Raw genomic sequence first — 20,562 nt, 5'->3', positions numbered from 1 at the left:
GTAAATCCACCTGTCAAGCCGCCGCTGTCGAAGAAGAAAATTGCCGCAGCTGCGCTGAAATTGCCGCGCCGCAGCACTAGACGTGCGCGGGCCAGCGGACCTACATGCCATCCATGCGCGGCAAGACGCTCTACGACAAGATCTGGGACGCCCACGTCGTCGGCCAAGAAAGCCAAGATGGCCAGGACGGCGAGGCGATCCTCTACATCGACCTGCATCTGATCCACGAGGTGACCTCGCCGCAGGCGTTCGCGGGCCTGCGCGCCCACCACCGCCCGGTCCGCCGCCCCGACCGCACGCTCGCCGTCGCCGACCACAACATCCCGACGGTCGGGCAAGCCTTGGGCGTCGACGCCGTCGAGGATGAGGAGGCCCGCCTGCAGCTGCAGATGCTGGAGAAGAACGTCGCCGAGAACGGCATCGAGTTCTTCCCGATGGGCGATGTCCGCAACGGCATCGTCCACGTGGTCGGCCCCGAGCAGGGCCGCACCCAGCCCGGCATGACCATCGTCTGCGGCGACAGCCACACCTCGACACACGGCGCCTTCGGCGCTCTCGCCCACGGCATCGGCACATCCGAGGTCGAGCATGTGCTGGCCACCCAGACGCTGCGCCAGAAGAAGTCCAAGAACCTGCGGGTGCTCATCGACGGGACGCCGGCGCCGGGCGTCGGCGCCAAGGATTTCGCCCTGGCCATGATCGCGGAGATCGGAACCAACGGCGGCGCCGGCTACGTCATCGAATATGCCGGTGAGGCGGTGCGCGCGCTGTCCATGGAAGGCCGCATGACGCTCTGCAACCTGACCATCGAGGGCGGCGCGCGGGCCGGCCTAGTGGCGCCGGATGAGACCACCTTCGACTACCTCCGCGGCCGGCCCGCCGCGCCCAAGGGCGGCGCCTGGGAGATGGCGCTGGGTTACTGGCAGAGCTTCTTCTCCGACGACGACGCCGTCTTCGACCGCGAAATCCGGCTCGACGCCGCGAAGATCGCGCCGCTCGTCACCTGGGGCACCAGCCCCGAAGACGTGGTCGCCGTCACCGGCGCCGTGCCGGCCCCCGAGAGCTTCGCCAACCCCGACAAGCGGGCCTCGGCCCAGCGGTCGCTCGAATACATGGGCCTTCACGCCGGCCAGCCGATCGCCGAGGCGAAGATCGACGTGGTGTTCATCGGCTCCTGCACCAACAGCCGGATCGAGGACCTGCGCGACGCCGCCGCCATCGTCGAGGGCCGCCAGGTGGCCGCAGGCGTCCGCGCCATGGTGGTGCCGGGCTCGGGCCTGGTGAAGGACCAGGCCGAGGCGGAGGGGCTGGACGAGATCTTCAAGGCCGCCGGCTTCGAGTGGCGCGAGCCCGGGTGCTCCATGTGCCTGGCCATGAATCCCGACAAGCTGATGCCCGGCGAGCGCTGCGCCTCCACCTCCAACCGCAACTTCGAGGGCCGCCAGGGCCGCGGCGGCCGCACCCACCTGATGAGCCCCGCCATGGCCGCCGCCGCCGCCATCGCGGGACATATCGTCGATGTTCGGCGCTTCCTCTAAGTTCCCGCCCGATACGCCGGTCCGCGACCGGCTGCAGGCCCAGGCCCTGGTCTTCGGGTCCGCGACCCTCCTCGTGGTGGCAGTGGCGTCGGCCATGGCGCTCGAGGGTTACATGGCCTGGAGCACGGCCTGCATATTCCTGGGCGTGGCGGCCCTGGTTCTCGGCGGACCGCTCGCATGGTCGCTGTGGCGGCTGGCGAAAACCCCGGCGGTCTTGCTCGATAAGCCACCGCGCGCCGCGCCCCACGGTCTTGCCCGCCTCGGGCCGCTCGCCGGTTGGGCGCTGATTGTCGCCGGCCTCGTCTTTGTGGTCTTGTACTGGGCAGCCGGGCTCGACAGGCTTGAACACTCACCGCCGCCTCCAGTTGTCCACCTTTCGGGTGAAATCGGCCACCTGCACGGCTACAGCCGCACCTATGGCAGGGGAGGTCATGGGCCTCGGATCGATCTCCAGTTCGCTGGAGATTCCCGGTGGTTCCACCGCGAATGCGACTGGTATTGCGACGCCTACGCGCCACTGGCAGGCTATTTCGATCACCCCTGGCCGGTGGCTGAGGCCGATGTCTCGGGCGACCAGATCCTCGGGCTGAAGGTCGCGGGTCGCACCTATTTCACCCCCGCGCAGGAGCATGAGCGGCAGATCAAGGCCTCCCGACTGTGGCTGCGCATTTGGATCGGGCCCATGGTGCTGCTGACCTTAGGGCTCGTCCTCGTCTGGATTCGCCTGCCGCGCGTGACGCCATACGCCGGGCCGAATTCGGTCGACGAAGCCCATGCGCGCGAACTGGTGCTCAAGGCCATGCACGGAAGGCGCTCATGATCCTCGGCCTCGACCATATCGCGGTCGCGGTCGACGACTTCGAGACCGCCGTCGACAGCTATCGGCGCCTCATCGGGCGCGAGCCGGAGCTGGAGCCGCGCGACGGGGCGAACCGCGCCTGGTTCCATCTCGCGAACATGGCCCTCGAGGTGATCGCCCCGTCCGGCGTGGGCGCGGCCGGCGACCGGTTGCGCGCGCGCCTGGACGCGGCGGGCGAGGGAATCTGGATCGCGGCCTTCCAGTCCGACGATATCGCCACCGACGCCCGCCTGCTGTCGCGCCGCGGCCTGGACGTTGAGCCGTTCCGCGACGTCGCCCGGGTGAGGGCCGCGGGGCTGGACTTCGTGCTGACCGCAGGCCGCATCGGCGCCCAGCCGTCGCCGGCTCTGGCGGAGACCGCCATCCCGGGGCTCGACCACATTGTGGTGCACACCCCCAATCCCGACCGGGCGCTCGGCCTCTATGGCGCGAAGTTCGGCCTCGACCTGCGGCTCGACCGGGCCAACGAAGGCTGGGGCGCGCGCCAGCTGTTCTTCCGCTGCGGCGATGCGGTGTTCGAGGTCGGCGCCAGCCTCAAGGCCCCGGTGACCGACGGGCCCGACCGCTTCGGCGGCCTGGCCTGGCGGGTCGCCGATCCGGACGCGACGCAAGTGCGCCTCGCCGCCGCCGGCTTCGACGTCTCCGAGGTTCGCACGGGCCGCAAGCCGGGGACCAAGGTGTTCACCGTCCGCAACGCGCCGGGCGGCGTGCCGACCCTGATGCTCAGCGCCGAACCCCTGACCGAGGCCGCCTGATGGACGCCTTCACCCGCCTGGACGCCAAGGTCGCGCCGCTGCCGCTGGCCAACATCGACACCGACCAGATCATCCCCAAGCAGTTCCTCAAGACGGTGGAGCGCGCGGGGCTGGCCAAGGGCCTGTTCTACGACCTGCGCTTCGACGCCGAGGGCCGGGCGAAGCCCGACTTCGTGCTCAACCGGCCGGAGTACAGGGGCGCCGGCGTGCTGGTGGCCGGCGACAACTTCGGCTGCGGCTCGAGCCGCGAGCACGCGCCCTGGGCGCTGATGGATTTCGGCATCAAGGCCGTGATCTCCACCAGCTTCGCCGACATCTTCTATAACAACTGCTTCCAGAACGGCCTGCTGCCGGTGGTCCTCAAGGCCGATGAGGTTCAGCAGCTGATGGAGGAAGCCAAGGGCGGCAACCACGTCGTCAGCGTCGATCTCGAAACCCAGACCGTCGTCTCACCGTCGGGACGCACCTTCCACTTCGAGGTCGATCCCCAGCGCAAGGCCAAGATGTTGCAGGGCCTGGATTCCATCGGCGAGACCCTGCAGGCGGCGAAGGACATCGACCTCTACGAGATGAAGCGCGCCTTGGCGCAACCCTGGCTGGAGGACGCATGACCATCATCATCGCCGGCACGGTGCGCGTGCCGCCGGAGAACCTCGCCAGCCTGAAGCCGCACATGGAAAATATGCTCGCCGCCTCGCGCGCCGAGGACGGCTGCTTCACCTATTCCTACGCCGAGGACGTGGCCGAGCCGGGGCTGATCCGGGTGTTTGAGGCCTGGCGCGACCAGGGCGCCATCAACGCCCATTTCCAGGCGCCTCACATGGGCGAATGGCGCGCCGCCGGCGCGCGGTTTGGGCTCTCCGACCGGCGGCTATCGCTCTATGAGGTGGCCGCCGAGCGCGCGCTCTAGCTGCGGCCCCGATCGAGCGGCGAGCGGCCGCGGCCGGGTTCGGCGGGCCGCTTCTTCTTCGGCGTCGGATCGGACGCCGCGTCGTTGTCGGAGGTCGCGGCCGCCTTGGCCGAGGCGTCGGCCTGCGCGCCGGTGGCGGCGGTCGTCTGGGCGCCCGGCGCGGCGACGCCGACGTCGGCCTTGGCCCTCACATCGGCTGAGCCCTGTGCGCCGGCGTGGCCTGGAGCCGTCGCGTCTTGCGGCATGGCCGGCGCGACGGGCGCCGCGGCCGGGCTCGGAGCCTGGGCCGCCGTGGCGGCGGCCAGCGCCAATCCGCCGGTCAGGGCAGCCAGGAAGATCGGGGTGCGTGTCATCATTTCCTCATCTCCGTCCGGCTCCTGGCCCAGCGCGAGGTCCGCGGGCGGTCCGGACGATTGCTGGACAACGTGGGCGCAAGGCCGCGGTTGCGGCTTCCCTGCGCGGCCGCCTTCACCTAGGACGACGGCCGACAGCCTTCAGGACGCCCCATGACCGACCTGCTCCTCCTGCCCGGCGACGGGATCGGACCCGAAGTCATCGCTCAGGTGAAGCGGATCGCGGCCCGGCTCGCGCCGGACCTGACTCTGGACGAGAGGCCGTTCGGCGGCGCCAGCTTCGACCAGCTCGGCACGCCGCTGTCCGACGAGACCCTGGCCGCCGCCAGGGCCGCCAAGGCGGTGCTGATGGGCGCCGTGGGCGGGCCGAAGTGGTCGGGCGCGCCGCGGGACCGGCGGCCGGAGGCGGGGCTCCTGGGCCTGCGCGCGGGCATGGGGGTGTTCGCGAACCTGCGCCCCGCGATCTGCTTCCAGCCCCTGGCCGACGCCTCGACGCTGAAGCGCGAGGTGGTCGAGGGCCTCGACATCATGATCGTCCGCGAGCTGACCGGCGGCGTCTATTTCGGCCAGCCGCGGTTCATCGAGGACCTGCCCGGGGGTGGCCGCCGCGGCGTCGACACCCAGGTCTATACGAGCGACGAGATCGAGCGGGTCAGCCGCGTGGCCTTCGAACTCGCCCGCGGGCGGCGGAACAAGGTGACCAGCTGCGAGAAGTCCAACGTCATGGAGACCGGCCTGCTTTGGCGCGAGGTGGTGACCGACCTGCACGCCCGCGCCTTTCCCGACGTGGCGCTCGAGCACATGCTGGCCGACAACGCCGCCATGCAGCTTGTGAAGGCCCCGCGTCAGTTCGACGTCATCCTCACCGACAACCTGTTCGGCGACATCTTGTCCGACGAGGCCGCCCAGCTGACCGGTGGGCTCGGCCTGCTTCCCTCGGCGGCCCTGGGCCTGGCGGGGACTCCCGGCCTCTACGAGCCGATCCACGGCTCCGCGCCCGACATCGCCGGCCGGGGGATCGCCAATCCGCTGGCGGCGGTCCTGTCGTTCGAGATGGCGCTGCGCTGGTCGCTGGATCGCGCGGAGCTGGCCGACCGGCTGTTCGCGGCCGTCGTCGCGGCGCTGGAGGCCGGCGCCCGCACGCCCGATATCGGAGGCCGACTCACCACCACCGAAATGGGAGAGGCGGTGCTCGCACAACTTTGAGCTGACCTGCGGCGACCTGCCGCAGGGCCGTCGCGAACGTCCAGCCCCCCGAAAAAGAGTCTTTCCGACAACACGTTATCGGCGACCTCCCGGCCATTCCCCAAAATGGGGAACTGCGGGGTTTCAATGGGATGTTAACTGCGTTCCCCAACTCCTTGAGGGTGGCGCGCAAATGTCTGCGTTCGATGGCGTCGGGCCATCGGTCGGCGGGCGGACCGCGCCGGTACGGGAGGCTGAAGCGCCCATGGCGCTCGATGTCGCTTCACGCGCTCGGTTCAATCTGGATAAAGCAGCGGTGCTGCTTTTGGACGACACGCCGCTCGGCATGTCGATTCTCGTCCAGATCGTCACCGGCCTGGGCGCCAAGCTGCTCTATCGCTGCACCAGCGTGGAGGCCGCCCAGGAGGTGGCCGCCCAGCATGAGATCGACCTGGCGATCGTCGACGCCATGGCCCCCGAGGGCAAAGGCTACGACTTCGTCGAATGGCTGCGGCGCGAAGCGCAGGAGCCCAACTGCTACACGCCCACCCTGATCACCACCGCCCACACGCCGGCCAGCGACATCGTTCGCGCGCGTGACTGCGGCGGACACTTCATAATCAAGAAACCGATCGCCCCCATTGTGATGCTCGAGAGGATCATCTGGGTCGCGAAGGCGGGCCGTCCCTTCCTGTTCACCGGAACCTATGTCGGGCCCGACCGGCGGTTCCGGGACGACGGGCCCCCGGACGGGGTCGGTCGGCGCAGGGAGGATCTGGTCAAGGCGGCGGCCGCGGCGGAAGCCGAAGCCGTCGGAGCCCCGCCACCCGATGCCGATGAGCCGCCGGAGCGAAGCGCAGCCTCATGACCGCCGTCCGATTCGTCTTCCCCAAACCCCGGCTCAACGAGCTGCTGCGGACGCCGGGCGGCCTGCCGGTCGCCGAGGCCCTCGAGCGCGCGCAGAAGAACCTCGAAGCCATCAAACCCACCTGCGTCGCCGAGCTGTCGGCGCTGCTGGAGCTCTGCGAGGCGAGCTACTGGAACCTCAAGGACGACTACAACGAGCCTGCGGTGACCGAGCTCTATTCGCTGGCGGTGAAAGGCATCGGCGCCGGTGAGGTCTGCGGCGTGCCGGCCGTCGACATGGCGCTCACCAGCTTCTGCGATCTCCTGGATCACCTGCGAACCCTCAAGCGCTACGACCATGACGCCGTCGGCGTGCATGTCCGCGCCTGGCGGCTCCTGATGACGCCCGGCCTGCCGGCCGCCGGCGCCGAGCAGATTCTCGATGGCCTTCTGAAGGTCAGCCGCCGCTACTCGGCCGAGGCCAAGGCGGCCGCAAGCGCGGCTTAGGACGAACCCCTAATCAAGGATCGTCATCTGGGTCTGGGTGACCAGCGCGAGCAGCCGCCCCTCGGCCGAGGTCACCCGCGTCTGCCAGACGCTGGAGCGCCGCCCGATGTGCAGGGGCGTGGCTTCGCCGACCACGGTCTCGCCGACCTTGGCGCTGCCCAGGAAGTTGGTCTTGCTCTCCAGAGTCGTGGTGCGCGCCCCGACCGCCAGGTTCAGAAAGCCGCCGATCGCCCCCAGCGTATCGGCGAAGGCCATATAGGCGCCGCCGTGCAGGATGCCGCCGGCCGTGCAGAGGTCCTCGCGCACCGTGAGCCGCCCGACCACGCGGGTCTTCTCGCTGGCGGTGATCTCCACGCCCATCAGCCGGGCGAACGGCATGCCGCCGGCGAGCGTCGATACGTCGGACATCCTTGAGCCTCCCCGGAAAGCGCTGCGGCGAGCCGAGCCCGCCTCGGGCCCGCCGTCAATCACCGGCCGCGTCATGCCCGCTTGCGAAACCACCGGCGGCCCGCCATCTGAAGCAAACTTGAAAGGCTTGCGAATATAGCTCGCCTTGCCTCGGGGCCGCGCCGGGGGTACGGGACGCTCCCCGCCTATAGGAGAACTGCGATGGGTTACCGGGTGGCCGTTGTCGGCGCCACGGGCAATGTGGGCCGCGAGATCTTCAGCATCCTCGAGGAAGTGAAATTCCCCGTGGACAAGATTCACGCGATCGCCTCGCGCAAATCCATCGGTGTGGATGTCGCCTTCGGCGAGCATATCCTCAAGTGCCAGGACATCGAGCAGTTCGATTTCTCGAGCGTCGATCTGGTGCTGATGAGCGTCTCGGGCGCCTTCTCCAGGGAATGGGCGCCGAAGATGGGCGCCGCCGGCCCGATCGTGATCGACAATTCCTCGGCCTGGCGGATGGACCCCGACGTGCCGCTGATCGTGCCGGAAGTGAATCCGGACGACGTCAGCTACGCGCGCAAGAAGAACATCATCGCCAACCCCAACTGCTCCACCGCCCAGCTGGTGGTGGCGCTGAAGCCGCTGCACGACCGCGCGCGGATCAAGCGGGTGGTGGTGGCCACCTACCAGTCGGTCTCCGGGGCCGGCAAGGAAGGCATGGACGAACTGTTCGACCAGACGAAGAACGTCTTCGTGCTGGGCGCCACCCCGCCCAAGACCTTCCCCAAGCAGATCGCGTTCAACGTGATCCCGTTCATCGGGACCTTCCAGGACGATGGCTACACCGACGAAGAGCAGAAGATGTGGCGCGAGACCCACAAGATACTCGATCCATCCATCAAGCTGACGGTGACCTGCGTTCGGGTGCCGGTGATGGTCGGCCACTCTGAGGCGGTGAACATCGAGTTCCACGCGCCGCTGGATGAGGACGAGGCGCGCGACATCCTGCGCGAGGCGCCGGGCATTTCGGTGATCGATAAGCACGAACCCACCGGCTACATGACGCCCAAGGAAGCCCAGGGCGAGTTCCCGGTCTTCGTCTCGCGGATCCGCAACGATCCGACGATCGAGAACGGCCTCAACCTGTGGGTCGTCGCCGACAACCTGCGCAAGGGCGCAGCGCTCAACGCGGTGCAGATCGCCGAGCTGCTGCACGAGCGCGGCCTGCTCCGCCAGAAAGCCCTCGCCTGACGCCATGACCACCTCGTCCGAGCCGGGCGATTCCCGCCTGGCGCTGGGGGCGGGGATCGGCTGCTACCTCATCTGGGGCTTCGTGCCGCTGGCGTTCCAGGCCATGGGGCGCCTGGGCGTGGGTCCGTTCGAGATCCTCGCCCACCGCATCCTCTGGAGCCTGCCGCCGGCGGCGCTATTCGTCTGGCTGGCCGGCCAGGGCGGCCAGGTCCGCGTGGTGCTGCGCCGTCCGAAGGTGCTGGCGTGGCTGGGGCTGTCGTCCCTGCTCGTCGCCATCAACTGGATCATCTTCATCTGGTCGGTGAACGCCGGCCACCTGCTGGAGGCCAGCCTCGGCTACTACATCCTGCCGCTGATCAACATGGCGGCCGGCGCGGCGCTGTTTCGCGAGCGCATCGACCGGCTGGGCTATCTGGCCATGGCGCTTGCGGCGGTGGGCGTCGCGGTGCAGGCCCTCGCCATCGGCGCCGTGCCGGTGATCTCCGTCGCGCTGGCGGTGAGCTTCGGCGGCTACGGCATCGTCCGCAAGCGGGTGGCGGCCGACGCCCAGACCGGCTTCCTGGTGGAATGCCTCGCGGTCGGGATCCCGGCCCTGGCCTACATCGTCTGGCTGGCGAAGACCGGGCACGGCCATTTCGGGACCGGCGCGGGCGTCACCGCCTGGCTGCTCGCGGCCGGCCCGATGACCGCCATTCCCCTGGTGCTGTTCGCCTGGGCGGCCCGGCGCATTCCGCTGTCGTTCATGGGCTTCCTGCAGTTCCTGTCGCCGACCATCAGTTTCGTCATCGGCCTGGTCGAGGGCGAGGCCTTCACCGTCCTGCGGGCGCTGTCGTTCCTGTTCATCTGGGCTGGGGCGGCGGTGTTCCTGTGGGGCGCCTGGACCCGCGCCCGCTCGGTGCGCATCGCCATCGCCGAAGCCACGCCGGCCGAATGACCAAAGCTTAACTCGGCGGCCGTCCAAGGCGGGCCTAGCTTTCGGGCCGGGCTGGAGGGTTACGCCATGGCGCGGATGGCAGGGGTTGTCCTGGCGGGCGCGCTGCTCGCCACGGGAGGCATGGACGCGGCGCTGGCCGCCGACGCCGCCTCGACCTGGACGCCCAGACGGCCTCCGCCGCCGGCCCACGCGGTCACCGCGCGCGCCCACCTGATCTATAGGCCGACGCCGGACGATCCGCCGCTGGAGGCGGAGGTGACCGTCATCGAGGCGCGGCCCGCGGACTGGAATGCGGCCACAGCCGGCGTATTGATGGCGCCATGTCTGATCCGACACCCGCGCGCGAGCCCGGCGGCCGACACCCAAGGCTGGCGCTGCACGAGCTGAAGAACCCGCTCGCCGGGCCCTTCGATCTCGAGCTCGCGCCCGGCGAGGCCGCCGCGATCAGCGGGCCCTCCGGCTCGGGCAAGAGCCTGTTCCTGCGGATGGTCGCCGACCTCGATCCCAACACCGGCGACGTCGCCCTCGACGGCGCCGCGCGCCAGGACATAAGCCCCACCGACTGGCGCCGCCGCGCGCCCTATGTGGCCGCCGAGTCCGGCTGGTGGCGCGACCGCGTGGCCGAGCACTTCGCCCCCGACCGCCTTGCCGCGGCGCGCGAACTCGGCGCGCGCGTCGGGCTTGCGGCCGAGCTGTTCGACGGACCGGTCCTGCGGCTTTCCACCGGCGAGAAGCAGCGTCTGGCGATCATCCGCGCCCTGGTGCTCGACCCGCCCGTTCTGCTGCTGGATGAGCCCACCGCACCGCTCGATCCGGACTCGACCCGGCAGGTGGAGGCCATCCTCAAGGGTCGCCTGAAGGACGGGCTTTCCCTCATCGTGGTGACCCACGACCAGCATCAGGCGCGCCGCCTCGGCGCCCGCCACTACCGGATGCGCGACCGCAAGATGTCGCCCGCATGAGCCCCATCTCGCTCAGCCCGCTGGACCTCTCCATCGCCGCGGCCCTGGTGGCGTTCGACGCGATCCTGTCGGTGGTCCTGCGCCTGCAGCTGCACCGCCAGGTGCTGATCGCCGCGGCGCGCATGGTCGTGCAGCTGGTCGCCGTGGGCTTCATCCTGCGGCTGGTCTTCGCCATGCACCATCCGGCCGCGACGCTCGTCGTCGTGCTGGTGATGTCGGCCATCGCGGCGCGCGAGATCGCCGCGCGGCCGGAGCAGAAGTTCAAGGGCATGACCGGCCTGGCGCTCAGCGCCAGCGGGGTGGCCATCGCCACCGTGGTGACCGTGGGCCTGGCGCTTCTGACCGCGATCCGGCCGCATCCCTGGTACGATGCCCGCTACGCCGTGGCCCTGGTGGGCATCATTCTGGGCGCGGTGCTGAATTCCGGCAGCCTGACGCTGGACTCCATGCTGGGCGGCGTGGCGCGCCTTCGGCCCGGCATCGAGGCCCAACTGGCGCTGGGCGCCAGCTTCCACGAGGCCACCTTTCCCCTGCTGCGCGAGGCGATCCGCCGATCCCTGCTGCCGATCATCAACCAGATGTCGGCGGCCGGCGTCATCACCCTGCCCGGCATCATGACTGGCCAGATCCTCGCAGGCCTCGATCCGGTCGAAGCGGTCAAATATCAGATCTTGCTGATGTTCCTGCTGGCCGGCGCCAGCGGGCTGACCAGCTTCATCATCGCCTTCGGCGCGCTGCGCAGGCTCACCGACGAGCGCCAGCGGCTGCGGCTCGACCGGCTGCGCTGAGCGGGCCGGGGAATAAACCCGCGGGACCTGTCGTCTCTCCTTCCGAAAGCCACACGGGCTGGAGGACGATCATGGGCGAACAGGCGAGCCGCAGGCGGTTCCTGGAATGCATGGGCTGGGCCGGCACGGGCCTGGTCTGGACAGTGAGCGGCGGGATCACGAACGCCGCCCTGCTGGGCGCCGCCGAAGCCGCGCCCAAGGGCAAGGCCGCGAAGGCCATCGTCACGCCCTTCACCTTCGTGCAGGTCTCCGACAGCCACATCGGCTTCGCCAAGGACCCGAACCCGGACGCGCGGGCGACCTTCCGCGAAGCGGTGGCGCGGATCAAGGCCATGCCGCAGAAGCCCGCCTTCATCCTGCATACCGGCGACGTCAGCCAGCTGTCGAAGCCGCAGGAGTTCGACGACGCCGACCAGATCCTCAAGGAGGCCGGCGTCGAGGTGTTCCATGTGCCCGGCGAGCACGACATGCTGGACGAGGGCCAGGGCCGGGCCTTCCTCGATCGCTACGGGCGCGGGACCTTCGGCGACGGCTGGCGCAGCTTCGACCACAACGGCGTCCACTTCGTGGGCCTGGTCAACGTCAAGGACCTCAAGGCCGGCGGCATGGGCCACCTGGGCGCCGCCCAGCTCGACTGGCTGAAGAAGGACCTCAGCGGCCTGTCGGCCTCGACGCCGATCGTCGTCTACACCCACATCCCGCTGTGGACGATCTACGCCGACTGGGGCTGGGGCACCGACGACAGCAGCCAGGCGCTGGGCCTGATGAAGCGGTTCGGGTCGGTGACCGTGCTCAACGGCCACATCCACCAGATCATCCAGAAGACGGAAGGAAACATCACCTTCCAGACCGCCCGCTCGACCGCCTTCCCGCAGCCGGGCCCTGGCCAGGGTCCCGCGCCCGGGCCGCTGAAGGTCCCGGCGGGACAGCTGCGCGACGTGCTCGGCATCCGCACGCTCAGCGTCGCGCCCGGGGCCCATCCGCTCGCGTTCGCCGACAGCGCCCTCGCCTGAATCCCTCCGCCAAGGAATCCCGTCACGTGTCTTACACCTACCTGCGCGGGGCCCTCGCCGCCGCCGCCTTCACCCTTGCCCTGAACGCCGCCACTTCCGCCCCGGCGGCCGAGGCGGCCAGGGTCACCATCGGAAACTTCACCTTCGGCCCCGCGGCCCTGACGGTGAAGCCCGGCACGACGGTCACCTGGCTGAACGGCGACGACATCCCCCACACCGTGGTCGCCGACGACAAGAAGACCTTCCGCTCCAAGGTGCTGGACTCCGGCGACACCTTCTCATTCACCTTCACCGCGCCCGGGACCTATCCCTATTTCTGCTCGATCCATCCGCACATGACGGGCAAGGTCATCGTCAAGGCGTCCTGATGGGCGCGGGGCAGCCGATGGCGCGGATACTCCAGTTCAGCACCGTCCGGGCCAAGCGCCCCGACGCGCCCGCTGGTCGGGCCGGCCAACCCCCCGGGCCTGGCCGGCGGGCTGTTGCTGATCGCGATCCGCCGCCATTGTCCGCCGCCGAAGCCCAGCGCTTCCGGGCGCTGATCCTGCCGCACCTCGATGCGGCCTACGGCTTCGCCCGCTACCTCACCCGCGACGCCAGCCGGGCTGAGGACATCGTCCAGGACGCCTTCCTGAAGGCGTTGCGCGGCTTCGCGGGCTTCCGCGGCGGCGAGCCGCGGGCCTGGCTGTTCGCCATCGTGCGCACCACCTTCCTCGACGCCGCGCGCGGCCGTCCGGCCTGGAGCGATCCGCAGGCCGCCGAGGCCGTGCCGTCGGAGGATGACAGCCCCGAAGACGCCCTGGTCCGCCAAGGTGAGATCGCCACCGTCCGCGCCGCCATCGAGGCCTTGCCCGAACCGTTCCGCGAAACCCTGGTGCTGCGCGAGCTGGAAGAGCTCAGCTACCGCCAGATCGCCGAGGTGACCTCGGCGCCCATCGGCACGGTGATGTCCCGGCTGGCCCGCGCGCGCCAGATGCTGCTGGCCGCGCTCAGCGAGGAGAAGAGGCCATGAGCGGCTGTCCCGACCAGGGCCACCTGGTCCACGCCCTGCTGGACGGCGAGCTGGACGCGGTCAACGCCGAGGCCTTCGAGGCGCACCTGAAGACCTGCCCGGCCTGCGCCGCGGCGCTCGGTGATCTGCAGGGCCTGCGCGAGCGGATGGCGGCGCCCGAGCTGCGCGCGCCCGCGCCGGCCGCCCTGCACAGCCGGATCGAAGCGATGATCGCCGCCGAGACCGAGCGGCCGAAGCGCCGGACGCCGGCCGCGCTGCCCTGGACCTTGGCCGGGGTGTTCGCCGCGGCCTTCGCCGCGAGCCTCGCGGTCACCAGCCTGCCCTCCACCACCGGGCTCGCCGACCAGCTCGTCGCCGACCATGTGCGCTCGACCCTGGCCAGCCACCTCGTGGACGTGGAGACCTCCGATCGCCACACGGTGAAGCCGTGGTTCAACGGCAGGATCGACTTCGCGCCACCGGTCGTGGACCTGGCGGCGCAAGGCTTCCCGCTGGTCGGCGGCCGGGTCGACTATCTGGATGGCCGCGTGGTTGCAGCCCTCGTCTATCGGCGCAACAAGCACGTGATCAACGTCTTCGTCCGCCCGCAGCCGAAAGGCCTGCGGCTCCCCGCCGCCGGCGCCCACGATGGCTATTCCCTGGTCCGCTGGACGGAGGGGGGCCTGGAGTTCTGGGCCGTCTCCGACGCAGAGCCGCGCGAGCTTCAGACGCTGAAGCAGGACTTCGTGGCGGCCACTAGAGGCTAGCGTAGGCGGCCTCGATCAGGCGGCGGGGACGGTCGTCGCCCAAGAGCTGGGTCGACTGCTTGTTCATCACATAGGCGCCGCCCAGCTTCCGCTCGGGATCGGCGAAGGCGCAGGAGCCGCCCCAGCCGGAGTGGCCGAAGGTCTGGTTGCCGGTCCCCCACGGATGCACCGTCTCGTTGCGCATGAAGCCCGCGCCCCAGCTCATTTCGAAGGGCAGCACCAGATCCTGGCCGCGGATTCGCTCGCGCGAGGCCTCGGCGATCAGCGCCGGCGACAGGATGTCCTCGCCGTCCAGCCAGCCGTCACCCGCCAGCGCCCCCATCAGCCGCGCCAGGGCCTCGGCGGTGACATGGCCGTTGGCCGAGGGAATCTCCATGCGCCGCCACTCCGCCTGGCTGCGGCCGCCGGGTTGCGACCAGGGCGTCAGGAAGGCGGCGCGGGTGGCCTCGTTGTGATGGCCGAAGTCGGGGAGGCCGTTCGGCCGCTGGACCTCGCAGACCCGGTCGAACTCGCTGTCGGGCAGGCCGATCCACAGGTCGAGTCCGAACGGGACGCTGAGGTCCTCGCGCAGCGCAGCGCCCATGGTGCGGCCCTCGACCCGGCGGAAGATCTCGCCGGCCAGATAGCCGAAGGTCACCGGATGGTAGCCGCTGGCCGTGCCGGGCGGCCAGATCGGCGCCATGGCCGCCAGCCGCGCGCAGATCGCGTCCCAGTCGAACCACTCGGCGGGGTCCATCTTGTCGGGGAAGCCGGAGAGGCCGCCCTGGTGGGAGAGCAGCTGCTCGATGGTGATCTGGCCCTTGCCGGCCTGGGCGAACTCCGGCCAGACCGCGGCCACGGTCTGGTCGTAGGCGAGCTTGCCCTGGTCGACCAGGCGGGCGATCAACAGGGCGGCGATGGCCTTGGTGGTCGAGAACACCGGCGCCAGCGTCCTGGGCCCGAACGGCTTGGTCCGCGCCCGGTCGGCGTGGCCAGCCCAGATGTCGAGCACCACCTCCCCGGCCTCCACCAGGGTAAAGCGGGCGCCGAGCTCCTGGCCCGTCTCGAAGTTCGCGGCGAAGGCGTCGGTCACCGCAGAGAAGCGCGACGGCGCGGTTCCGGCGATCTCGACCATCAGAGATGTTCCATCCTGACCTCGGCCGTCGGCCGCACCAGCCGCTCGGCGATCGCCACCAGCGGCAGGTCCAGCGTGCGCCAGGCCTTGGCCGCCTGCACGGCCTCGGCGACGGCGCGGGCGGCGCGCTCGGCCGCGGCCAGCGGCGCCAGGCCTTCCACCAAACCCGCCCCGAAGCTCGCGGCGACCAGGTCGCCGGTGCCGTTGGGCGCCTGCGGCAGCTTCTGGTGGGCGAACAGCAGGGCCACGTCGGCATCGCAGAACAACAGGCCGATCTCGCCCTCGCGGGCGGGGACCGAGGTCACCAGGGCCGGGCGGCCAAGCTTGCGCGCGGCGGCCACGGCGCTCGCCGCGTCGTTCACCTCGCAGCCGGAAAGGTGGCCGAGCTCCCAGGCATTCGGCGTGATCCAGTCGGCGAGTGGAACCAGGCGGTCGGCGACCGCAACGGCCACCTCCGGCGGCACATAGAGGCCCCCCGGCGCATCGCCCATGATCGGATCGACGATCACCACCGGCCGGCGCTCGGAGGCGGCGCGGATGCGCTCCAGAGCCTCGGCGGCGATCTCCACCTGGGCGGCCAGCGAGAAGTGGCCGGTGATCACCAGGTCGACGTAGCCGAACACGGCGTCGGCCTCGATGTCGGCCAGCATGCGGCGGAACACCGGCGGGGCGGTCACCTGGCCCTCCGCGCCCTTGGCGGGGCTGCGGCCGAACATGACGGTGGGCGCCAGCACCGGGTCGATCCGATGGGCGGCCAGCACATATTGCTGGGCCGCGCCGCCGATCCGGCTGGCGGAGACGAAGGACGACATGATCAGGGCGAGCGCCATGCCCGCCTTCTGGCACAGCCGCCCCGGGCCGAACAGGCCGGCTTCAGTGCTGCAGATGCAGCCGCAGGCCGATCACGTTCACCGGGCCACGGTCGCGGTTGTACGCCGGGTGCACGACGAGCTGATCGTCGAGGGTCAGGTGAATGTCCTTGGCCAGCGCCACGCTGTAGTAGGCCTCGAGGATCTCCTCGGCGCCCGGATGCGGCAGCTTGCCGTCGCCCACCAGGATGCCGAGGCCGCCGGCGTCGAGGTAGCGCTGGCCCGGCCGGGACAGGCGGTTCACCACCGCGGCCACCGCGGCGGTGTCCTCCTTGCGGCCCCAGCGGGCGCCGGAGACCGAGACGCCGGCCTGCGCCGTCTGGTCGATGTCAGTGTATTCGTAGGACTCGAAGCGGCCATCGTCGGCGCCCAGCCGGCCGAACACCCCGATCCCGTCGGCCACCTCCTGCTCGAAGCCGAGATGCAGGCCCGGACGGCTGGCGTAGCGGCGGACGAGGGCGGTGTCGGCGGGCGCGCCGGTCCGCTGCGCCAGGGCGACGGCGTCGTCGTAGCGGCCCATGTTGCCGCGGGTCAGGAAGCCGGTCAGCCGCACGGCGCCGGGATGGCCGTTCCAGGTGAACCGCCGCTCCGCTTCGCCGACCAGCTGGAACTGGTGGAAGTCCGAGGTCAGCACCGCGTTGTTGGGCACGTTCGAGAGGTCGAAGATCCCGCCCCGCCAGGTCCAGTCGCCGGCATACCATTCGCCGGTCGCGCCATAGGTGTAGCCCCAGGCGTCAGCGGCGTAGTCGAAGCTGCCGGCGGCGATCATCGACCAGTTGAGGAAGTCCTCGCGCGGATCGTGGGCGTATTTGTTGGTGTCGAAGATGTCGGTGACGTTGAGCTTGCCGGCGGTGAACACCAGCCGGTCCTTGCTGCGGTGGGCCGCCAGCTGGTTGAGGTCGGCGTCCTGGTCGTCGGCCTCGCCGCCGAGGTCGACGGTCTGGCGCACGAACAGGCGCGCGATGCGGGCATAGGCGTGGGCGCGGCCGACCTTGGCGCCGTCGCCGTTCACATAGCCCGCGGCGCCCAGGGTATTGGAGGGCGCGTAGCCCTCGTACATCTCCAGGTTCCCCCAGACCTCGCCGCCGGCCCACGGCCGCAAGCCCGCGTAGAGCGTCGCATCCACCGTGTTGCCCCAGGCGGGTCCGGCTCGGAAACTGTTGGTCCCGGCGTAGGGCGCCGTGAAGCGCGGGTAGTACTGCAGGATGTCGGTGCCCTGCAGGTGCACCGCCCAGCGCTCCGGCGTCACCGGTTTCCTCGCCGACTCATCGCCGGAGCCGCTGTCCTGAGCCAGGGCGGCGGTCGCGCCAGCCAGCGCCAGCGACAGGGCGAGCGCCCAGGTCCTCAGTCCACCAGCCGCCATGGATCCTCCCCAGCCACGCCGGAGCCATAACGCCCGCGGCGGCGCTTGAATACGCCGCCGCGCATCAGGTTCCCTAGTAGCGGTAGTGCTCAGGCTTGAACGGCCCGGCCGTCGGCACGCCGATGTAGTCGGCCTGGTCCTTCGACAACGTCGTGAGCTTCGCCCCCAGCTTGTCGAGGTGCAGCATGGCCACCTTCTCGTCGAGGTGCTTGGGCAGGGTGTAGACCTTCGTCTCGTACTTCTTGCCGTGCTGCCACAGCTCGATCTGGGCGAGCGTCTGGTTGGTGAAGGAGGCGCTCATCACGAAGCTTGGGTGGCCGGTGGCGTTGCCGAGGTTCACCAGCCGGCCTTCCGACAGGACGATGATCTTCTTGCCGTCCGGAAACTCCACGTGGTGGACCTGGTCCTTGATCTTGTCCCACTTGAAGTTGCGCAGGCCCGCGATCTGGATCTCGGAATCGAAGTGGCCGATGTTGGCCACGATCGCGTTGTTCTTCATCTTGCGCATGTGGTCCACGGTCAGCACGTCCTTGTTGCCGGTCGCGGTGATGAAGATGTCGGCCTTGTCCGCGACGTCGTCGACGGTGACCACCTCATAGCCCTCCATCGCCGCCTGCAGGGCGCAGATCGGGTCGACCTCGGTGACCATGACCCGCGCGCCGCCGTTGCGCAGCGACGCGGCCGAGCCCTTGCCCACGTCGCCGTAGCCCAGGACGACCGCGGTCTTGCCGGCCAGCATCACGTCGGTGCCGCGGCGGATGGCGTCCACCAGGCTCTCGCGGCAGCCGTAGAGGTTGTCGAACTTCGACTTGGTGACGCTGTCGTTGACGTTGATCGCCGGGAACGGCAGCTCGCCGCGCTCGGCCATCTGATAGAGGCGGTGGACGCCGGTGGTGGTCTCTTCCGACACGCCCTTGATGGCGTCGCGGATCGCCGAATAGAAGCCCGGCTTCTCCTGCAGATAGCGCTTCATCACCGCATAGAGGGCTTCTTCCTCCTCGTTCTGCGGGTTGTTGAGGATCGAGGGATCCTTCTCGGCCTTGGGGCCCAGCACGCAGAGCAGGGTGGCGTCGCCGCCGTCGTCGAGGATCAGGTTCGGGTAGCCGCCGTCGTGCCACTCGAAGATCTTGTGGGCGTATTCCCAGTACTCGATCAGCGTCTCGCCCTTCACGGCGAACACCGGCGTGCCGGTGACCGCGATGGCCGCGGCCGCATGGTCCTGGGTGGAGAAGATGTTGCACGAGGCCCAGCGGACCTCGGCGCCCAGGGCCTGCAGGGTCTCGATCAGGACCGCGGTCTGGATGGTCATGTGCAGGGAGCCCGCGATGCGGGCGGCCTTCAGCGGCTGGTCCTTGCCGAACTCGGCGCGCACGGCCATCAGGCCCGGCATCTCGGTCTCGGCGATCTCGATCTCCTTGCGGCCCCAGTCGGCGAGGGAGATGTCTCTGACGAGGTAGTCGGCCATGTGCTGTCCTTGCAGGCGGAATTTCTAAGTCGCGGCTCTATAGCGGCGCGGCGGAAGCCCGGCAAGGAGGATATAAGGATTTCTTTATGTGACCTTTCCCTCCTCTTTGGAGGAGGGATTTCTAGCGCCAATACGGCTCGGCGTCGGCCAGGCGGCCGAGGGCCTTGGCGGCGGAGGCGACGAGCTTCGGTTTGCGGGCCAGGCGCAGGCCCTCCAGCTCGCCGGCCGCATAGGCCGCGTCGGGCGTGAGGGCGAGCCCGGCCAGCAGGGACTCCGCGGTGGCGATGTCGTTGAGGCCGCCCAGCTCATCCTGCAGCCGCTTCACGCGGCCCACGAAGCGGTCGGCCTTTTTCTCCGGCCACAGGCCGCCGAAACCCTCGGCGGCGTAGCGCAGCTTCTTGGCCTGGATACGGGCCGCGTGGCGGGCCGCGTCGTCGCGCGTCTCGAGCTTGGATCCCTGCTTCATCAGCCTGGCCAGGCGATGGTCCAGGGTGCGGGCCGCGAAGGGCCTCGCCGGCTGGCGGGCCGGTTCGGCGGAGAGCCAGGCGCCGGTCTCGACCCAACCGGTGGCGTCGATCATCAGGGTGCGGAAGCGCATCGAGGAGGCCGTCTCGCCGGCGGTCTTGCGCGCCGCCTCGCGCGCTTCGGCCACCGCATTGACCAGGGCCGACAGCCCGGCGGGCGGGGATGGCATGCGGATCGCCGGCTCCAGCACGGTCTCGGCATAGACATCGAGGTTTCGCGCCTCGTCGAAGGCCTTGGCGAGCCAGCGCAGCTCGGCCTTCACCTGGCCGTAGCCGGGGTCCTCGACCACCCGGCGGAAGGTGACGAGGCCGCTGCGCAGCCGGCGGGCGGCGACGCGGAGCTGGTGCACGGCGTGCGGGCCCGGCGCCTCGCGCAGCACCGCGGCGTTGGCGGCGATCTGGGCCAGGGCATTGCGCGCGCCGGTCTGGAACGCCGCGCCGGCGGTCGCGGCCTTGTCGAGCTTCACCTTTTCCTTGCGCCGCGCCTCCACCGTCTGGCCGGCGACCAGCGCCTGGCCGCGGGCCGACTTGGTGTCGAAGGACAGATAGAGCGGGGCATATTTCGACAGGTCGCGGGCCAGGTCGAACAGGGCCGAGGGATGGCCGGCCTTCAGCTCCAGCTCCACCTCGCTGATCGGCGAGACGCGCACGCCGCCGGAGACCTCGCCCTGGTCGAGGGCCAGCTCGATCTCGGCGCCGGCGAACTTCACCAGCCGCTGGCGGCGGGTGACGCGGACGTTGTAGGCGGGCTTCAGGGCCGCGGCGTCGCCATCGGAAAGGATCTCGCGCAGCGGTGCGAACTCGCCGTTCGGGGCTTCGCCCTCCAGGGGCGCCTCATATTCCTCGCGCGCCAGCCCCTCCCCGCGCTTCATCGTGAGGATGCGGCGGCCCTTGCTCTCGCGCACCCGTAGCGAGACGCCAGCCTTCTGCAAGGTGAGGTCCGGGGTGTCGAAATAGACGCTGATCAGCTCGCGGGAATCGTCGTCGCCCTCCGGCGCGGCCGCCAGGACCGCGCCAAGGTCGTTTGGGTGGCACAGGAACTTCAGCTCGATCTCTCGAGATCCGCTCACGCGTGGTGCTCCAACCGGCGCCGACGGCGGAGTCCTATCACTTGTGCGCTGCAATGCTCGTGACAGTTTGATGACACGCCTCTCTACCGCCCACGCCTAAGAAGCGCG

The 20,562-nt window shown here is 70.0% G+C and carries 24 protein-coding genes; 17 read left to right on the top strand and 7 right to left on the bottom strand.

The window, feature by feature from the left end:
* Window positions 1–113: 113 nt before the first annotated feature.
* From leuC to VGT80_RS13015, 5 genes are read left to right on the top strand one after another with little or no spacing between them, the layout of a single operon-like run.
* Entirely contained in the window at window positions 114–1,538 is a 1,425-nt protein-coding gene (leuC, locus tag VGT80_RS13035) for a 3-isopropylmalate dehydratase large subunit (RefSeq protein WP_327456627.1), read from the top strand.
* Window positions 1,519–2,358, top strand: coding sequence for a hypothetical protein (locus tag VGT80_RS13030; protein ID WP_327456465.1), 840 nt, complete (start codon window positions 1,519–1,521; stop codon window positions 2,356–2,358). Before leuC ends, VGT80_RS13030 begins: the two co-directional genes overlap by 20 nt.
* Window positions 2,355–3,152, top strand: a complete 798-nt coding sequence (locus tag VGT80_RS13025) for a VOC family protein (protein WP_327456463.1) — start codon at window positions 2,355–2,357, stop codon at window positions 3,150–3,152. Before VGT80_RS13030 ends, VGT80_RS13025 begins: the two co-directional genes overlap by 4 nt.
* Window positions 3,152–3,763 carry a 3-isopropylmalate dehydratase small subunit gene (gene leuD, locus VGT80_RS13020; RefSeq protein ID WP_327456461.1) on the top strand — a complete coding sequence of 204 codons (612 nt, stop codon included), beginning with the start codon at window positions 3,152–3,154 and terminating at the stop codon, window positions 3,761–3,763. The genes VGT80_RS13025 and leuD overlap by 1 nt, the downstream gene beginning before the upstream one ends.
* Entirely contained in the window at window positions 3,760–4,062 is a 303-nt protein-coding gene (locus tag VGT80_RS13015; protein WP_327456459.1) for a putative quinol monooxygenase, read from the top strand. The genes leuD and VGT80_RS13015 overlap by 4 nt, the downstream gene beginning before the upstream one ends.
* Here VGT80_RS13015 and VGT80_RS13010 read toward each other — a convergent pair.
* Window positions 4,059–4,418 (bottom strand): hypothetical protein, encoded by a 360-nt coding sequence (locus tag VGT80_RS13010; protein ID WP_327456457.1) that lies wholly within the window; start codon window positions 4,416–4,418, stop codon window positions 4,059–4,061. The two genes, VGT80_RS13015 and VGT80_RS13010, sit on opposite strands and share 4 nt — an antisense overlap.
* A 150-nt stretch (window positions 4,419–4,568) precedes the next feature.
* Here VGT80_RS13010 and leuB point away from each other — a divergent pair, with 150 nt between their 5' ends.
* The 3 genes from leuB to VGT80_RS12995 all read left to right on the top strand — a co-directional run bounded on the left by leuB (window position 4,569) and on the right by VGT80_RS12995 (window position 6,953).
* Window positions 4,569–5,621, top strand: a complete 1,053-nt coding sequence (leuB, locus tag VGT80_RS13005) for a 3-isopropylmalate dehydrogenase (protein ID WP_327456455.1) — start codon at window positions 4,569–4,571, stop codon at window positions 5,619–5,621.
* 244 nt (window positions 5,622–5,865) lie between these two features.
* Window positions 5,866–6,468, top strand: a complete 603-nt coding sequence (locus VGT80_RS13000; RefSeq protein WP_327456453.1) for a response regulator — start codon at window positions 5,866–5,868, stop codon at window positions 6,466–6,468.
* Complete coding sequence (locus VGT80_RS12995) at window positions 6,465–6,953, top strand: hypothetical protein (RefSeq protein WP_327456451.1); 489 nt, start codon at window positions 6,465–6,467, stop codon at window positions 6,951–6,953. The genes VGT80_RS13000 and VGT80_RS12995 overlap by 4 nt, the downstream gene beginning before the upstream one ends.
* A 9-nt stretch (window positions 6,954–6,962) precedes the next feature.
* Here VGT80_RS12995 and VGT80_RS12990 read toward each other — a convergent pair whose 3' ends face one another.
* Complete coding sequence (locus VGT80_RS12990; RefSeq protein ID WP_327456449.1) at window positions 6,963–7,361, bottom strand: PaaI family thioesterase; 399 nt, start codon at window positions 7,359–7,361, stop codon at window positions 6,963–6,965.
* A gap of 201 nt (window positions 7,362–7,562) precedes the next feature.
* Here VGT80_RS12990 and VGT80_RS12985 point away from each other — a divergent pair, with 201 nt between their 5' ends.
* From VGT80_RS12985 to VGT80_RS12945, 9 genes are all read left to right on the top strand, one after another.
* Window positions 7,563–8,594: an aspartate-semialdehyde dehydrogenase gene (locus VGT80_RS12985; RefSeq protein ID WP_327456447.1), complete on the top strand. Its 1,032-nt coding sequence runs from the start codon at window positions 7,563–7,565 to the stop codon at window positions 8,592–8,594.
* A 4-nt stretch (window positions 8,595–8,598) separates the two neighbouring features.
* Window positions 8,599–9,528 carry an EamA family transporter RarD gene (rarD, locus tag VGT80_RS12980; RefSeq protein WP_327456445.1) on the top strand — a complete coding sequence of 310 codons (930 nt, stop codon included), beginning with the start codon at window positions 8,599–8,601 and terminating at the stop codon, window positions 9,526–9,528.
* A 66-nt stretch (window positions 9,529–9,594) separates the two neighbouring features.
* Entirely contained in the window at window positions 9,595–9,915 is a 321-nt protein-coding gene (locus VGT80_RS12975) for a hypothetical protein (protein ID WP_327456443.1), read from the top strand.
* Window positions 9,849–10,490 (top strand): ABC transporter ATP-binding protein, encoded by a 642-nt coding sequence (locus tag VGT80_RS12970; RefSeq protein ID WP_327456441.1) that lies wholly within the window; start codon window positions 9,849–9,851, stop codon window positions 10,488–10,490. Before VGT80_RS12975 ends, VGT80_RS12970 begins: the two co-directional genes overlap by 67 nt.
* Complete coding sequence (locus tag VGT80_RS12965) at window positions 10,487–11,278, top strand: ABC transporter permease (protein WP_327456439.1); 792 nt, start codon at window positions 10,487–10,489, stop codon at window positions 11,276–11,278. The genes VGT80_RS12970 and VGT80_RS12965 overlap by 4 nt, the downstream gene beginning before the upstream one ends.
* A 71-nt stretch (window positions 11,279–11,349) precedes the next feature.
* The gene (locus VGT80_RS12960) at window positions 11,350–12,291 is read left to right on the top strand and encodes a metallophosphoesterase family protein (RefSeq protein WP_327456437.1); all 942 of its coding nucleotides are present in this window, start codon (window positions 11,350–11,352) and stop codon (window positions 12,289–12,291) included.
* A gap of 26 nt (window positions 12,292–12,317) precedes the next feature.
* A complete protein-coding gene (locus VGT80_RS12955) occupies window positions 12,318–12,659 on the top strand; it encodes a cupredoxin family copper-binding protein (RefSeq protein WP_327456435.1) in 342 nt (113 codons plus the stop codon).
* 137 nt (window positions 12,660–12,796) lie between these two features.
* Window positions 12,797–13,303: a sigma-70 family RNA polymerase sigma factor gene (locus VGT80_RS12950; RefSeq protein WP_327456434.1), complete on the top strand. Its 507-nt coding sequence runs from the start codon at window positions 12,797–12,799 to the stop codon at window positions 13,301–13,303.
* Window positions 13,300–14,049, top strand: coding sequence for an anti-sigma factor (locus VGT80_RS12945; protein WP_327456432.1), 750 nt, complete (start codon window positions 13,300–13,302; stop codon window positions 14,047–14,049). The genes VGT80_RS12950 and VGT80_RS12945 overlap by 4 nt, the downstream gene beginning before the upstream one ends.
* Here the strand turns inward: VGT80_RS12945 and VGT80_RS12940 are convergent.
* From VGT80_RS12940 to VGT80_RS12920, 5 genes are all read right to left on the bottom strand, one after another.
* The gene (locus VGT80_RS12940) at window positions 14,039–15,163 is read right to left on the bottom strand and encodes a serine hydrolase domain-containing protein (protein WP_327456430.1); all 1,125 of its coding nucleotides are present in this window, start codon (window positions 15,161–15,163) and stop codon (window positions 14,039–14,041) included. The genes VGT80_RS12945 and VGT80_RS12940 overlap by 11 nt on opposite strands.
* Entirely contained in the window at window positions 15,163–15,993 is an 831-nt protein-coding gene (locus VGT80_RS12935) for a PfkB family carbohydrate kinase (protein WP_327456428.1), read from the bottom strand. The genes VGT80_RS12940 and VGT80_RS12935 overlap by 1 nt, the downstream gene beginning before the upstream one ends.
* Window positions 15,994–16,036: 43 nt before the next feature.
* A complete protein-coding gene (locus VGT80_RS12930) occupies window positions 16,037–17,395 on the bottom strand; it encodes a carbohydrate porin (RefSeq protein ID WP_327456426.1) in 1,359 nt (452 codons plus the stop codon).
* A 73-nt stretch (window positions 17,396–17,468) separates the two neighbouring features.
* Window positions 17,469–18,860, bottom strand: coding sequence for an adenosylhomocysteinase (ahcY, locus tag VGT80_RS12925; protein WP_327456424.1), 1,392 nt, complete (start codon window positions 18,858–18,860; stop codon window positions 17,469–17,471).
* Between the two features lie 121 nt (window positions 18,861–18,981).
* Window positions 18,982–20,454 carry a CHAD domain-containing protein gene (locus VGT80_RS12920; RefSeq protein WP_327456422.1) on the bottom strand — a complete coding sequence of 491 codons (1,473 nt, stop codon included), beginning with the start codon at window positions 20,452–20,454 and terminating at the stop codon, window positions 18,982–18,984.
* Between the last annotated feature and the right edge of the window lie 108 nt (window positions 20,455–20,562).

Origin of the sequence: Phenylobacterium sp., assembly GCF_035944335.1 — a bacterium.
Taxonomy (GTDB): domain Bacteria; phylum Pseudomonadota; class Alphaproteobacteria; order Caulobacterales; family Caulobacteraceae; genus Phenylobacterium.
Note: the sequence above shows the minus strand (reverse complement) of the source record. Positions and strands in the feature narration are given on the sequence as shown.

Coding starts and splice junctions, on each gene's coding strand:
- leuC (WP_327456627.1), top strand. CDS start 114: ATGCGCGGCAAGACGCTCTACGACAAGATCTGGGACGCCCACGTCGTC.
- VGT80_RS12965 (WP_327456439.1), top strand. CDS start 10,487: ATGAGCCCCATCTCGCTCAGCCCGCTGGACCTCTCCATCGCCGCGGCC.
- VGT80_RS12995 (WP_327456451.1), top strand. CDS start 6,465: ATGACCGCCGTCCGATTCGTCTTCCCCAAACCCCGGCTCAACGAGCTG.
- leuD (WP_327456461.1), top strand. CDS start 3,152: ATGGACGCCTTCACCCGCCTGGACGCCAAGGTCGCGCCGCTGCCGCTG.
- VGT80_RS12985 (WP_327456447.1), top strand. CDS start 7,563: ATGGGTTACCGGGTGGCCGTTGTCGGCGCCACGGGCAATGTGGGCCGC.
- VGT80_RS13010 (WP_327456457.1), bottom strand. CDS start 4,418: ATGATGACACGCACCCCGATCTTCCTGGCTGCCCTGACCGGCGGATTG.
- VGT80_RS12945 (WP_327456432.1), top strand. CDS start 13,300: ATGAGCGGCTGTCCCGACCAGGGCCACCTGGTCCACGCCCTGCTGGAC.
- VGT80_RS12935 (WP_327456428.1), bottom strand. CDS start 15,993: ATGGCGCTCGCCCTGATCATGTCGTCCTTCGTCTCCGCCAGCCGGATC.
- VGT80_RS12970 (WP_327456441.1), top strand. CDS start 9,849: ATGTCTGATCCGACACCCGCGCGCGAGCCCGGCGGCCGACACCCAAGG.
- rarD (WP_327456445.1), top strand. CDS start 8,599: ATGACCACCTCGTCCGAGCCGGGCGATTCCCGCCTGGCGCTGGGGGCG.
- VGT80_RS13025 (WP_327456463.1), top strand. CDS start 2,355: ATGATCCTCGGCCTCGACCATATCGCGGTCGCGGTCGACGACTTCGAG.
- VGT80_RS12930 (WP_327456426.1), bottom strand. CDS start 17,395: ATGGCGGCTGGTGGACTGAGGACCTGGGCGCTCGCCCTGTCGCTGGCG.
- VGT80_RS12990 (WP_327456449.1), bottom strand. CDS start 7,361: ATGTCCGACGTATCGACGCTCGCCGGCGGCATGCCGTTCGCCCGGCTG.
- VGT80_RS12975 (WP_327456443.1), top strand. CDS start 9,595: ATGGCGCGGATGGCAGGGGTTGTCCTGGCGGGCGCGCTGCTCGCCACG.
- ahcY (WP_327456424.1), bottom strand. CDS start 18,860: ATGGCCGACTACCTCGTCAGAGACATCTCCCTCGCCGACTGGGGCCGC.
- VGT80_RS12940 (WP_327456430.1), bottom strand. CDS start 15,163: ATGGTCGAGATCGCCGGAACCGCGCCGTCGCGCTTCTCTGCGGTGACC.
- VGT80_RS12960 (WP_327456437.1), top strand. CDS start 11,350: ATGGGCGAACAGGCGAGCCGCAGGCGGTTCCTGGAATGCATGGGCTGG.
- VGT80_RS13015 (WP_327456459.1), top strand. CDS start 3,760: ATGACCATCATCATCGCCGGCACGGTGCGCGTGCCGCCGGAGAACCTC.
- VGT80_RS13000 (WP_327456453.1), top strand. CDS start 5,866: ATGGCGCTCGATGTCGCTTCACGCGCTCGGTTCAATCTGGATAAAGCA.
- leuB (WP_327456455.1), top strand. CDS start 4,569: ATGACCGACCTGCTCCTCCTGCCCGGCGACGGGATCGGACCCGAAGTC.
- VGT80_RS13030 (WP_327456465.1), top strand. CDS start 1,519: ATGTTCGGCGCTTCCTCTAAGTTCCCGCCCGATACGCCGGTCCGCGAC.